Genomic DNA, 12,083 nt, shown 5'->3' with positions numbered 1-12,083 from the left:
CCGGCCGAGCCGGCGGAGCGGCGGAATAGCGCTCGCTATTCCGTCCGTCCGCTCGGCTCAATCCGCCCGCCTCACATATGTCTGCTCGTACACATCGACCACGATGCGCGTGCCCGACGAGATATGCGGCGGCACCATCACGCGCACGCCGTTGTCGAGCACGGCGGGCTTGTACGACGACGATGCCGTCTGGCCCTTCACCACCGCATCGGCCTCGACGATCGTCGCCTCGATCGTGTCGGGCAACTGGACGCTGATCGCTTCCTCGTCGTACATTTCCATGACGACATCCATGCCGTCCTGCAGGAACGCGGCGGCATCGCCCAGCAGGTCGCGCGGCAGCGACACCTGATCGTAGGTGATCTTGTCCATGAACACCAGCATGTCGCCTTCGGGATACAGGAACTGGAAATCCTTGGTATCGAGGCGGATACGCTCGACGCTTTCGGCGGAGCGGAAGCGGACATTGTTCTTGCGGCCATCGCGCAGGTTCTTCAATTCGACCTGCATATAGGCGCCACCCTTGCCCGGCTGGGTGTGCTGGATCTTCACCGCACGCCAGATGCCGCCTTCATATTCGATGATGTTGCCGGGGCGAATGTCGACGCCGCTGATCTTCATGGAGAACCATACCTGTTGGAAAAAGCGAAGCCGCGCCCTTACTCCGAGCGCCGGCCACGGGCAAGCAGCGGATAGGGATCGATCGCCTGCCCGCGATACCATGGCTGGGCAGGGTCGATCCGTTCGATCCCGAAGTGCAGATGGGTGTTGCCACGCCCGGCGTTGCCGCTGTCGCCGACATAGCCGATCACCTGTCCGGCACGGATACGCGCGCCCTCCGCGATGCCCGCCGCATACCCCGCCAGATGCGCGTAATAATAGGACAGCCGCCGGTCGGGGGAGCGCAGGTACAGCGTGATCCCGCCGCCGCCCGCACTGAAGAACCGCTTCTCCACCACGCCGTCGGCCGCCGCCAGCACCGGAGTTCCGCTCGGCGCCATGATGTCGGTGCCGGTATGGCCGCGCGTACCGTCGCCGCGCGCTTCGCCCCAGCTATCGCGGATCGCCCGCCATGGCGCGCCCTCCACCGGTACGGTCAGGACGCCGGCGGGCAAAGGGGCGGCGGGGGCGACGACGGCGGGCGCGGCAAACGCCGGCGGACGTTCGTCGTCGGTGTCGATCAGAAACGCCGCCAGCAGGATGGCCACGCCGAAGAAGCCGAGGAAGGCCCAGCCGATCCGGTTCATACCGCCCCTCCCCTACCCTTATGGCTGGAAGACTGCCGGGGTGCCCGGCTTGACCATCAGCGACAGCCGGGCGGCGTCCCAGTTGGTCAGGCGGATGCAGCCGTTGCTCTCGGTCTTGCCGATGTTCTGCGGTTCGGGGGTGCCGTGGATGCCGTAATGCTCCTTCGACAGATCGATCCAGACGACGCCGACCGGATTGTTCGGCCCCGGCGGCACGATCTGCTTGGAGTCTGACTTGTCGGCGGTGCGCAGGATCGCCGGGTTATACTGCCAGTCGGGATTGGCGGCGACGCCCTTGATCGTCCATTCGCCGATCGGCAGCGGATCGTGCGCCGACCCCATCGTCGCGGGGAACTGGGCGAGGATGCGATCGCCGGCATAGGCGCGCAGCCAGCCTTCGGACTTGTCGACCACCACCCGGTCGGCCTGCGGCTGGGTGGCGTCGACGTTCAGCGTCGCCAGCGTCTGGCGAAACTGGTCGGACAGGTTGCCGGGGTAGCTGCGCGACGCCGGCAGGACGTTGGGGAACACCACCCGCGTGCCCGGCCGCAGCAGGGTTTCGCGGCTGTTGAGCGCGACCAGCGTTTCGGGCGTGGTGTGGAACATCTCCGCCAGCTTTTCGAGCGGCGAGCGATAGCCGATCGTCGTCAGCTTCGCCTGATCGGCATATTCCTTCGGGATGGGGTTGGTGTACGGCCCGGCCAGCGCGCGCTCGGACAGGGTCAGCGTCACCGTGGCGGGGCGCATCGCCGGATTGAGCGCAGCGGTGGTGCGCGCGTCGAGCTTGCCGGTGACGGGCAGGCCCTTCGCCGTCTGAAACCCGCGCAGCGCCTTGGCGAAGGCGGCGTTGGCCTTCCCCTCGATCACGCCGGTGGGAAAGCCGTGACGGTCGAGCAGCACCTCGGCATGCAGGACGTTCGGATCGAACGCGGGCTTGGGCGCAGGGGCCTGCGCCACGGCTGCCCCCCCAAGGAGGATCGCCGCCAGTGCCAATCGCTTCATACGCTGCCCCAAACCTATTTCGTTGAGGCAGGATAACGATCGACGACCGCCGCGGTTTCGTCAGCGCGCCAGCGCCTCGCCGAAAGCACGAATCGCGGCAGCCTCGTCACCGTTCCACACCGCACCCGACACGGCGAGGAAGTCGGCCCCCGCCGTCACCAGCGGGCGGGCATTGGCCGGGGTGATGCCGCCGATCGCGACGCACGGCAGTTCGAACACCGCCGACCACCAGGACAGGAGGACTGGTTCGGCGACATGGCGCACCGCCTTGGTCGTGGTCGGGTAAAAGGCACCGAAGGCGACATAGTCCGCCCCCGCCTCCCCCGCTTCCATCGCGAGGTGGCGGCTGTCGTGGACGGTGACGCCGATCTGCGCGTTCGGCCCCAGCACGTCGCGGGCCTCACGCGGATCGCCGTCGTCCTGCCCGAGATGGACGCCGTCCGCGCCGAGCCGCTTGGTCAGGCTGATGCTGTCGTTGACCAGAAAGGCGACGTCGTGATCGGCGCAGATGCGCTGGAGCGGTTCGGCGAGCCGCGCGGCGGCATGCTGGTCGACATCCTTCACCCGGAACTGGAAGGCGGCGACCGGGCCGGCATCCAGTGCGCTGCGCAGCCGGTCGGGGAAGGTGCCGGTCACGTCGAGCGGCGAGACGAGGTAAAGCTGGCACGGCGGACGGCGCACATCGCGGACGAACTGTTGCGCAAAATCGGGGGAAAGCGCGCCGAGCGGATCTTCGTCTTGGGTCATCATGCTTCCCTGCCCCGGCGGCGGCGCGGAGGGAAGCGGGAAATCAGTCGAACGGCGGCAGGCGTCGGTGCGACAGCTCGACCTTCAGGTCGGCGGCGATCGCCGCATCATCCACATCGCCGGTGGCATTCAGCGCTGCGACCCGCGCCTCCATCGCCTTGCGCTGCTTCGGCTTGGGCAGGGCAGCGATGGCGACATACTCGCGCACCGCCTTCGCCCAGAGCGCCTCCGGGCCAGTGACATCCTCCGCATCGCGCGAGAACGACGACCGATAGGGCACCAGCTTGCCCGCATCGTCATGCTTCAGGAACAGCAGCAACCGGGCATCGGTCGGAAAGATATAGCGGACGCATCCGCCGATCAGTGCGCCGGGATTAGGGCGGCGCAACTCGCGCGGGTCGTTGCGGAAAATCATGTCCGGGCTGTCGGACAGATGCGCACCGTCAATCTCTATTCTCGGCGGGAGCACCGCCCCTTTGAGCAACGTCACCGGTGTCGCCAGCACCACGCCGCCAAAGGCGTCCTTGCCCTTCCGCTCGCCATCGACTTGCGCGATGACGATCGTATCCGCCGTTGCCGCCAGTTCGAGGTTGGTCGGCACCTTGTACCCACGCATCATCGAACAGGCGGCAGCCGGGCGGACCGAAATCGTCGCCAGCAGCAGCGCCGCCATGGTGATCCCGGCCCGCATCGCGATCACGCCGCGACCAGCGTCTTTTCGGTCGAGGCGCAGTGAATCTCGTCGATCGCTTCGCCCAGTGCCGCGTCGAACTCCGCGTCGGTCATCGGCGCGCGCAGGTCGGAGAGGAGCGCGCGGCTGAAGCTGGCGATGATGCCGGGGTTCTTCGCCAGTTCGGCGCAAGCCTCGGTGCGGGCGAACCCGCCCGACAGCGCCACGACACGCAGCACGCGGGGATGGTCGACCAGCGGCTGGAACAGGCCGGCCTGTTCGGGCAGCGACAGTTTCAGCATCACCCTGTCGTCGCCGTCCAGCGCATCGAGCGCCTTCACCAGTTCGGCGAGCAGAATCGCGTCGGCGGCGGCGCGCTCGGGGCTCTTGATGTTCACTTCGGGTTCGATGATCGGCATCAGGCCATGGGCGATGACCTGCTGCGCCACCTCGAACTGCTGCCTGACGATCGCGGCGATACCGGCTTCGTTGGCGAGATTGACGACCGAGCGTTCCTTGGTGCCGAAGATGCCGAGCGTCGCAGCGCGGGCGAGCAGCGTGTCGAGTTCGGGCATTGGCTTCATCAACTGGACGCCGTTCGCCTCATCCTCCAGCCCCTTGTCGATCTTGAGGAAGGGTACGACACCCTTGTCCGCCAGCGCCTGCGGTACGGGCTTGCCGCCCGCCTGCCCGTCCATCGTGCGTTCGAACAGGATCGCGCCGATCACCTTGTCACCGGTGAAGGCGTCGGAGGTGATGATGCGGGCGCGCATGTCATGGATCAGGCCGAACATCTGTTCGTCGGTTTCCCATGCACCATCCTCGACGCCGTACCCTTTCAGCGCCTTGGGCGTCGATCCGCCGCTCTGGTCGAGCGCGGCGATGAAACCCTGTCCGTCGGCAATCTTCGCGGTCATTTCGGCCGTGTTCATGTCGGTCCCCTTGCTTTAGAGGGCCAGCCAGCGCCGCAGCGCCTGGTCGACCTGTTCCATGGATGTGGCGGTCGCCTGCCCCAGCACGCGCACGATGCGGCTGCGGCGCAGCGTCTTGATCTTGTCGACCTGCGCCTCGCTCTCGACGGTGATGCCGGTCGTGTCGGAGGGCGCAAAGGGTACGCGGAACAGCGTTTCGCCACCGGTCAGGCTGGTCATCGGGACCAGCGTGACCGAGGCATGGGCCTCGTTGAACAGGTCCGACTGGACGACGAGGAACGGGCGACGCTTGACCGCCAGTGCTTCGGGCCCCTCGACCAGCACGATCATGCCGCGTCTTATTTCCACCGGCCGTCCTCCGCTTCCACCCGGTCGAAAAAGGCCCAGTCGGCGCCGTCGTCGCGCGCGGCGGCGCGTTCGGACTGGCGGCGGGCTTCGGCGCGGAACGCCTCGTCATGCAGTTCGACGTAGCGGCGCACCGCGTCGCGGGCGATGTCGCTCTTCGAGCGGCCCTGCGAGCGGGCGACATTCGCCAGCCGTTCTTCCAGTTCGGTATCGAGTCGTACGCCGAGCACGCGGGGGCCGCCTTCCGTTTAACGTGTTGAACGGGTAGCGGGGGTCGGAGGCGGGATCAAGCGGATTGTTAGAGGTTGCTGGGGGCTTTGAAGAAGGAGTTGTTCGCGCAGAGGCGCAAAGGCGCAGAGCGGGTGCGCTTTGGGACGGGCGGTTCGAGAGAAAGAATATGGGGTTCACGCGGAGGCGCGGAGACGCGGAGGAGGTTCGTTCCGGGCGCGTGGTGCGCGATCGGGAGACGCCGCGTCCGGTTGCCACGGACGTTGAAGCCGCTGGCGGGGGGGGGGGGCGTCACCGCTGGCGTAACTCCTCCGCACCTCCGCGTGAACCAGATTTTCTGGCGCAACTGCCGCCCTCGCTGGAGGCGACAAGTCAGCGTGTATGGATTCCGGCCTTCGCCGGAATGACGATCGTGGGTGGTTTTGGCGGTGGGCCGCCAAGGCGGATGCGACGATCAGCCTTGGCGGTCGGGATCAGCGGGCCAACGCCGCCACGCCGGGGAGTTCCTTGCCTTCCATCCATTCGAGGAAGGCGCCGCCTGCCGTCGAGATGAAGCTGAACTGCCCCGAGACGCCCGCTTGGTTAAGCGCGGCGACGGTATCGCCGCCGCCAGCAACCGACACCAGCGAACCGTCGGTGGTCAGCGCCGCCGCCGTGCGGGCGAGCGCGACCGTCGCGACGTCGAACGGCGGCGTCTCGAAAGCGCCCATCGGGCCGTTCCATACCAGCGTGCGACAGTTCTTCAGCACATCGCCCAGCGCCTCGGTGGCGGCGGGACCAACGTCGAGGATCATCTCGTCGGCGGCGACTTCGTGGACGTTGACGGTGCGGGTCGCCGGGTTCGGACGGAATTCGGTCGCGACGACGACGTCATAGGGCAGGTGGATGGTGCAGCCGGCCTTTTCCGCCGCGTCGAAAATCTCGTCCGCCGTGCCCGTCAGGTCATGCTCGCACAGCGACTTGCCGACATCGACGCCGCGCGCCGCGAGGAAGGTGTTGGCCATGCCGCCACCGATGATGAGGTGATCGACCTGCCCGACCAGATGCTTCAGCACGTCGAGCTTCGACGACACCTTGGCGCCGCCGACGACCGCCGCGACCGGGTGCTGCGGGTTGCCCAGCGCCTTGTCGAGCGCGTCCAGCTCGGCTTCCATCTGCCGCCCGGCAAAGGCGGGGAGCCGGTGCGCCAGCCCCTCGGTCGAGGCATGGGCACGGTGCGCCGCCGAGAAGGCGTCGTTGACGTAATAGTCGCCGAGCACGGCCATCTTCTCAACGAGTTGCGGATCGTTCTTCTCTTCGCCGGCGAAGAAGCGGGTATTCTCCAGCACGGCAATATCGCCCGGCTGCATCGTCGCGATCGCGTCCGCCGCGCCGTCCCAGTCGACGAAGCGGACTTCGCGACCCAGCACCTCCGCCAATGGCTTCGTGACCGGGGCGAGTGACATGGTAGGGTTCGGCTGCCCCTTGGGCCGGCCGAAATGGGCGAGGATCAGCACGATCGCGCCGCGATCGGCCAGTTCGCCGACGGTGCCGACGGTCGCGCGCAGGCGGGTGTCGTCGCTGACCGCGCCATCGGCCATCGGCACGTTCAGATCCTCGCGGACCAGCACGCGCTTGCCCGTCAGGTCGCCCATGTCGTCGAGCGTCTTGAAATTACGGCTCATTATGTTACTCCCGGGCGATGCCCTGACGGGGTTATTCCAGTTCGATCGTATCGCCGACGGCGATGGTGCCGCCCTCGACCACCTGCGCCAGCGCACCGCCGCGCCAGTCGGGGGTGAGCGCGGCGCGCAGGCCCTCGGCGATCGTCTCCATGCGGCTGCACGGATCGCATTCCTTGGTAATTTCGAGCAGCACCGCGCCGACGCGGATGCGCGCGCCCAGCGTTTGCGGCAGGTCGAACCCCTCGACCAGCAAATTGGCGCGGCGTTCCCACCACGGCAGGTCGTGGCCGATCAGCGTCATTGCCTGCGCCCAGTCGCCAACTTCCATCAGCGACACCTGCCGTTTGTTGCGACCGGGTTTCAGGCTGCCGCGAAAATCGCCGTCGAGCCCGCCCTCACAGGTCACGCGGACCGACGGGACAAGCTCGATCGGCCCGCGCGAGAAGGCGTGGCGGGCGATGCCCTTGAGGATACCGCCCGCCATCGCGCTCAGCCCAGCTTCGCCATCGCGGTCGCGGTGTCGACCATGCGGTTCGAGAAGCCCCATTCATTGTCGTACCACGACACGACGCGGACCAGCTTGCCGTCGAGCACGGCGGTTTCGAGGCTGTCGACCGTCGACGAGGCGGGGGTGTGGACGATGTCGGCCGACACCAGCGGGTCGGTCGAATATTCCAGCACGCCCTTGAGCGCACCCTCGGCGGCGTCCTTGAGCAACTGGTTGACCTCTTCCTTCGTCGTGTCGCGCTTCGGCGTGAAGGTCAGGTCGATGAGGCTGCCGGTCGGCACCGGCACGCGCACCGCCGAACCATCGAGCTTGCCCTTGAGTTCGGGCAGCACTTCGCCGACCGCACGGGCGGCGCCGGTGGTCGTCGGGATGATCGACAGCGCGGCGGCGCGGGCACGACGCAGATCGGGGTGGATCTGGTCGAGGATCTTCTGGTCGTTGGTATAGGCGTGGACCGTGGTCATCAGCCCGCGTTCGATGCCGATGCTGTCGTTCAGCACCTTGGCGACCGGCGCGAGGCAGTTGGTGGTGCACGATGCGTTCGAGACGATCGTGTGGCCCGCCTCCAGCTTGTCGTGGTTGACGCCGTAGACGACGGTCAGGTCGACGTTCTTGCCCGGTGCCGAGATCAGCACGCGGCGCGCGCCGGCGTCGATATGCTTCTGGCACGATGCGCGATCGGTGAAGAAGCCGGTGCATTCGAGCACCAGCTCGACGCCCAGTTCGCCGTGCGGCAAATTGGCGGGATCGCGCTCGGCGGTCACGCGGATGCGCTTGCCGTCGACGACCAGATCGTCACCGTCGGCCGACACCTCGCCCGGATATTTGCCGTGGATCGAATCGCGGCTGAACAGCCAGGCGTTCGACGTGGCGTCGGCCAGATCGTTGATCGCCACCAGGTCGAGGCCGCTGTCGGGGCGCTCGAGGATCGCGCGCGCCACCAGACGGCCGATGCGTCCGAACCCGTTGATCGCTACCTTCGTCATATCCTCGTCTCCCTCAGTTCGCGAGCCGCGCCAGCACCTTTGCGGTGATGGCATCGGCGGTAAGGCCGAAATAATCGTAGAGCTTGTCCGCCGGGGCCGATGCGCCGAACCGGTCGATGCCGAAGCGCAAGCCGTCGACCATCGTGTAGCGTTCCCAGCCGATCGTCGTTCCCGCCTCGATCGAGACGCGGAGGATTTCGCTCGGGCGGGCGTGGGGCAGCACGTCCTCGCGATAGGCGGCGTCCTGCGCGTCGAAGCGCGACCAGCAGGGCATCGACACGACGTCGGCGCCGACGCCCTGCGCTTCGAGGGCGGCGGCTACGTTGGTCGCGATCTCGACCTCCGAACCGCTGGCGATCAGGATGACGCGGCGGTCGGCCTGCGCGGCCTTGAGGCGATAGGCACCCTTTGCCGAGCGGTTCTCGCTCGCGTCGTCACGCAGTTGCGGCAGGTTCTGACGCGACAGCGCGAGCAGCGACGGGCCGTCGCGGCGCTGCACCGCCAGTTCCCAGCATTCCGCCGTCTCGACCGCGTCGGCCGGGCGATACACGTCGAGGCCGGGAATGAGGCGCAGGCTCATCACATGCTCGATCGGCTGATGGGTCGGGCCGTCCTCGCCCAGACCGATCGAGTCGTGGGTCATGACATAGACGACGCCGGCATTCTGCAACGCCGAGAGGCGGATCGCGGGGCGGGCATAATCGGCGAACACGAGGAAGGTGCCACCATAGGGCAGCACGCCGCCGTGCAGCGCCATGCCGTTCATCGCCGCCGACATGCCGAATTCGCGGATGCCGTAATGGATGTAACGGCCCGCATAATCGGTTGCGGTCAGCGGTACGAGCGCCTTGGTCTGGGTATTGTTCGACGGGGTCAGGTCGGCCGAGCCGCCGATGGTTTCGGGCAGCGCGGCGTTGATCGCTTCGAGTGCCAGCGACGAGGCGACGCGGGTGGCGATCTTCTTCGGCTCGGCGATCAGCGACGCGATGTGATCGCCGAGCGACCAGCCGTCAGGCAGGCGGTTGGCCATGCGGCGTTCGAATTCGGCACGATCCGAACGGCTTGCCAGCCGATCGTTCCATGCCGCATGAAGGCCCTGTCCTTGCGCGCCGATCGCCTTCCACGCATCGGTCAATGGCTCGGGCAGATGGAAGGGTTCATGTTCCCACAGCAAGGCGGCGCGGGTCGCCAGAATTTCCTCGGCCCCCAGCGGCGAGCCATGGACCTTGTGGCTGCCCCCCTTGTTCGGCGCGCCCTTGCCGATGACCGTGCGGCAGGCGACCAGCGACGGGCGCGGATCGGCCAGCGCCTCGGCCAGCGCGCGTTCAATGTCGGCGAAGTCGTGGCCGTCGCAGGCGACGACGTGCCAGCCGGTCGCGGCGTAGCGGGCGGGAATATCCTCGCTGGTCGACAGGTCGGTCGACCCGTCGATGGTGATGCGGTTATCGTCCCACAGCACGTTCAGGCGACCGAGGCCGAGATGCCCGGCAAGGCCGATCGCCTCGTGGTTGATGCCTTCCATCAGGCAGCCGTCGCCGGCCACCACCCACGTGCGGTGATCGACCAGGTCGTCCCCGAACACGGTGTTGAGGTGGCGTTCGGCGGTGGCCATGCCGACCGCCATCGCGAGGCCCTGCCCCAGCGGGCCGGTAGTGCATTCGATGCCGGGCAGCTCGAAATTCTCCGGGTGGCCGGCGCACGGGCTGCCGAGCTGGCGGAACGAGGCGATGTCGCCGATCGTCGGCCGGGCATAGCCGGTCAGGTGGAGCAGCGAGTAGATCAGCATCGATCCATGCCCCGCCGACAGGACGAACCGGTCGCGGTCGGCCCAATGCGGGTCGGCGGGATCGAATTTCAGGAATTTCGACCACAGGACCGTCGCGACGTCGGCCATGCCCATCGGCATGCCGGGATGCCCCGAATTGGCGGCTTCGACACCGTCCATCGACAGGATGCGGATGGCGTTGGCGAGTTCGAGCTGGGAAATGGTCACGCGCACTCCTGTTGGGCGCTGGAAACAACGGTGTCGCGCGAGCCTTTGGAACCGTGGCGACGATCCGTCAACCGGCAAGGTAGCATCTTGTTTAACATGTTTAGCAAACCCAGCTTCCTGGTATGACCGACGATCCCCACACCGCCGCGATCGAGCGGATCGAACGTGCGCTGGCGCGCATCGAACGCGCCGGGCAGGTGAGTGCCTTCGCCACCGATTCGCTCGAACGGCGCCATACTGTGCTGAAGGCGCGGATGGCCGATGCGATCGGCGCGATCGACGCGCTGATCGCCAAGGAAGCGGGAGCGGACTGATGGCACAGGTGACGTTGACGGTCGCCGGGCGGCCGCATCTGGTGGCATGTCGCGACGGCGAGGAATCATCGCTGCGCGCACTCGGCGCGATGCTGGAACGGCATGCCGCCACCGCGCAGCGCGCGTCGGGCGGATCGTCCGAGCGGACCTTGCTGTATATCGCGCTGATGCTGGCGGACCAGTTGTCGGAGCGCGAGGCGAACCCGGCGGCGGGGCTGCCCCCGGCGGTGCTGGAGCGAATCGCCGAACGTCTGGAAGCGGTGGCGGCGGCGCTGGAGGAGCCGGCGGGGGAGTGAGGAACGGTAGTGCAGGTTAGAGCGAGCCGAGTGCTCTGAAGGCTCGCGCGCTTGCTTTCGCAAGCGCTTACCCCTCTCCCAGCTTCGACTAAGCATTTGCTTCGCAAACGCCAAGTCTGCGCATCCCTCTCCCCTTTCAGGGGCGAGGGAGAGCTATACACATGCCATTGCCCTGCCCCGCCGCGCGTCCTACATAGGGGTCGGCGGGTACTGCCCGGTGCGAGCCTTGAACTATCCCTGAGGCTATCTCTTCATCCAAGGGGGTTGTCCCTGCGCAGATCCTGGTCTGACGTACATGATCCCCACCTGACGTACTGTGCGTCGGTGGATACTCCGGCAAACGGCCCATGGTGGTCCCGCCACCCCATGCAGTCATGAACGACAAGCGTGCTCTGCGCGCGCGGTTGCGTGGTTTGCGCGACACGTTCGTCGCCAGTGGTGGCGGTGCGATCCTGCCCCCTGCCCTGTTCCTCGATGCGCTGCGGCCCGGGCTGGTCGTCGCCAGCTATGTGCCGATCGGGAGCGAAGCCGATCCGGCGGCGTTCGACGATGCGGTGCGGGCGGCCAGCGCTACGCTGGCGCTGCCGGTGGTGATCGACCGCACCTCTCCAATCCGGTTCGCGGTGGCGGCGACCCTGGTCGCCGGTCCGTTCGGGCTGCGCCAGCCGCCGGCCGATGCGGCAAGCGTGGTGCCCGACATCATCCTGACGCCGCTGGTCGGGTTCGACGCGGTCGGCAACCGGCTGGGCCAGGGGGCGGGGCATTACGACCGGGCATTCGCCGAATATCCGCACGCGCGGCGAATCGGTATCGCGTGGGAGGTACAGGCGGTGGCGGTGTTGCCGGCCGATCCGTGGGACGTGCCGCTGCACGCGATCGTCACCGAATGCGACGTTCGGATTTTTGGAGATATATTGTGAACGAGCCGAGTTGGCGCAAACCGGTGGGCGTGCTCGCCATTCTCGTCCTGCTGATGCTGTGGGCGGTGGCGGTGGCGATGCTGTCCGGCACGATCGGCGGCTGGCATTGGCTGGTGCAGCTTGGCTTCTATCTTGTCGCCGGGATCGCGTGGTTGTGGGTACTGCCGATGCGGGCGATGCTGCGCTGGATGGAAACCGGTCGCTGGCGGTAGGCGCCGTTCCCATGAGGGG

16 protein-coding genes are annotated in these 12,083 nt (G+C 67.2%); 4 read left to right on the top strand and 12 right to left on the bottom strand.

The genetic code is table 11. From position 1 onward, the window contains the following. Positions 1-57: 57 nt before the first annotated feature. From efp to tkt, 12 genes are all read right to left on the bottom strand, one after another. Positions 58-621 (bottom strand): elongation factor P, encoded by a 564-nt coding sequence (gene efp, locus ASE78_RS05745; RefSeq protein WP_055755920.1) that lies wholly within the window; start codon positions 619-621, stop codon positions 58-60. 38 nt (positions 622-659) lie between these two features. Beyond that, positions 660-1,247, bottom strand: coding sequence for a M23 family metallopeptidase (locus tag ASE78_RS05740; protein WP_056494407.1), 588 nt, complete (start codon positions 1,245-1,247; stop codon positions 660-662). Positions 1,248-1,265: 18 nt separating this feature from the next. After that, positions 1,266-2,204 (bottom strand): L,D-transpeptidase family protein, encoded by a 939-nt coding sequence (locus tag ASE78_RS05735; protein WP_235514889.1) that lies wholly within the window; start codon positions 2,202-2,204, stop codon positions 1,266-1,268. A gap of 105 nt (positions 2,205-2,309) precedes the next feature. Beyond that, complete coding sequence (gene thiE / locus ASE78_RS05730; protein WP_055757239.1) at positions 2,310-2,996, bottom strand: thiamine phosphate synthase; 687 nt, start codon at positions 2,994-2,996, stop codon at positions 2,310-2,312. Positions 2,997-3,039: 43 nt separating this feature from the next. Continuing rightward, positions 3,040-3,687: a hypothetical protein gene (locus tag ASE78_RS05725; protein ID WP_156351299.1), complete on the bottom strand. Its 648-nt coding sequence runs from the start codon at positions 3,685-3,687 to the stop codon at positions 3,040-3,042. Between the two features lie 5 nt (positions 3,688-3,692). After that, positions 3,693-4,598 carry a fructose bisphosphate aldolase gene (locus ASE78_RS05720; RefSeq protein WP_056494397.1) on the bottom strand — a complete coding sequence of 302 codons (906 nt, stop codon included), beginning with the start codon at positions 4,596-4,598 and terminating at the stop codon, positions 3,693-3,695. A 15-nt stretch (positions 4,599-4,613) separates the two neighbouring features. Beyond that, positions 4,614-4,946, bottom strand: a complete 333-nt coding sequence (locus ASE78_RS05715; RefSeq protein ID WP_235514888.1) for a type II toxin-antitoxin system PemK/MazF family toxin — start codon at positions 4,944-4,946, stop codon at positions 4,614-4,616. Next, a complete protein-coding gene (locus tag ASE78_RS05710) occupies positions 4,937-5,173 on the bottom strand; it encodes a ribbon-helix-helix protein, CopG family (RefSeq protein ID WP_055755911.1) in 237 nt (78 codons plus the stop codon). Before ASE78_RS05710 ends, ASE78_RS05715 begins: the two co-directional genes overlap by 10 nt. 471 nt (positions 5,174-5,644) lie before the next feature. Then, complete coding sequence (locus tag ASE78_RS05705; protein ID WP_056494393.1) at positions 5,645-6,835, bottom strand: phosphoglycerate kinase; 1,191 nt, start codon at positions 6,833-6,835, stop codon at positions 5,645-5,647. Between the two features lie 31 nt (positions 6,836-6,866). Then, entirely contained in the window at positions 6,867-7,319 is a 453-nt protein-coding gene (locus tag ASE78_RS05700) for an MOSC domain-containing protein (RefSeq protein WP_056494390.1), read from the bottom strand. Positions 7,320-7,324: 5 nt separating this feature from the next. Beyond that, entirely contained in the window at positions 7,325-8,329 is a 1,005-nt protein-coding gene (gene gap, locus ASE78_RS05695; protein ID WP_056494386.1) for a type I glyceraldehyde-3-phosphate dehydrogenase, read from the bottom strand. A gap of 13 nt (positions 8,330-8,342) precedes the next feature. Next, positions 8,343-10,322 (bottom strand): transketolase, encoded by a 1,980-nt coding sequence (gene tkt / locus ASE78_RS05690; protein ID WP_056495241.1) that lies wholly within the window; start codon positions 10,320-10,322, stop codon positions 8,343-8,345. Positions 10,323-10,444: 122 nt separating this feature from the next. Here tkt and ASE78_RS05685 point away from each other — a divergent pair, with 122 nt between their 5' ends. The 4 genes from ASE78_RS05685 to ASE78_RS19445 all read left to right on the top strand — a co-directional run bounded on the left by ASE78_RS05685 (position 10,445) and on the right by ASE78_RS19445 (position 12,064). Beyond that, a complete protein-coding gene (locus ASE78_RS05685; RefSeq protein ID WP_056494384.1) occupies positions 10,445-10,636 on the top strand; it encodes a hypothetical protein in 192 nt (63 codons plus the stop codon). Further along, complete coding sequence (locus ASE78_RS05680; protein ID WP_055755897.1) at positions 10,636-10,932, top strand: cell division protein ZapA; 297 nt, start codon at positions 10,636-10,638, stop codon at positions 10,930-10,932. Before ASE78_RS05685 ends, ASE78_RS05680 begins: the two co-directional genes overlap by 1 nt. A 374-nt stretch (positions 10,933-11,306) precedes the next feature. After that, complete coding sequence (locus ASE78_RS05675; RefSeq protein ID WP_056494381.1) at positions 11,307-11,852, top strand: 5-formyltetrahydrofolate cyclo-ligase; 546 nt, start codon at positions 11,307-11,309, stop codon at positions 11,850-11,852. Further along, on the top strand, positions 11,849-12,064 hold the full coding sequence (locus ASE78_RS19445) for a DUF2842 domain-containing protein (RefSeq protein WP_268795700.1): 216 nt from the start codon (positions 11,849-11,851) through the stop codon (positions 12,062-12,064). The genes ASE78_RS05675 and ASE78_RS19445 overlap by 4 nt, the downstream gene beginning before the upstream one ends. Positions 12,065-12,083: the final 19 nt, after the last annotated feature.

This window comes from Sphingomonas sp. Leaf25 (assembly GCF_001421635.1).
In the GTDB taxonomy this organism is placed as follows: Bacteria; Pseudomonadota; Alphaproteobacteria; order Sphingomonadales; family Sphingomonadaceae; genus Sphingomonas.
This window is presented reverse-complemented; position numbering and strand designations above follow the sequence as displayed.

Coding starts and splice junctions, on each gene's coding strand:
- ASE78_RS05740 (WP_056494407.1), bottom strand. CDS start 1,247: ATGAACCGGATCGGCTGGGCCTTCCTCGGCTTCTTCGGCGTGGCCATC.
- gap (WP_056494386.1), bottom strand. CDS start 8,329: ATGACGAAGGTAGCGATCAACGGGTTCGGACGCATCGGCCGTCTGGTG.
- ASE78_RS05725 (WP_156351299.1), bottom strand. CDS start 3,687: ATGCGGGCCGGGATCACCATGGCGGCGCTGCTGCTGGCGACGATTTCG.
- ASE78_RS05675 (WP_056494381.1), top strand. CDS start 11,307: ATGAACGACAAGCGTGCTCTGCGCGCGCGGTTGCGTGGTTTGCGCGAC.
- efp (WP_055755920.1), bottom strand. CDS start 621: ATGAAGATCAGCGGCGTCGACATTCGCCCCGGCAACATCATCGAATAT.
- ASE78_RS05705 (WP_056494393.1), bottom strand. CDS start 6,835: ATGAGCCGTAATTTCAAGACGCTCGACGACATGGGCGACCTGACGGGC.
- ASE78_RS05700 (WP_056494390.1), bottom strand. CDS start 7,319: ATGGCGGGCGGTATCCTCAAGGGCATCGCCCGCCACGCCTTCTCGCGC.
- ASE78_RS05680 (WP_055755897.1), top strand. CDS start 10,636: ATGGCACAGGTGACGTTGACGGTCGCCGGGCGGCCGCATCTGGTGGCA.
- ASE78_RS05685 (WP_056494384.1), top strand. CDS start 10,445: ATGACCGACGATCCCCACACCGCCGCGATCGAGCGGATCGAACGTGCG.
- ASE78_RS05720 (WP_056494397.1), bottom strand. CDS start 4,598: ATGAACACGGCCGAAATGACCGCGAAGATTGCCGACGGACAGGGTTTC.
- thiE (WP_055757239.1), bottom strand. CDS start 2,996: ATGACCCAAGACGAAGATCCGCTCGGCGCGCTTTCCCCCGATTTTGCG.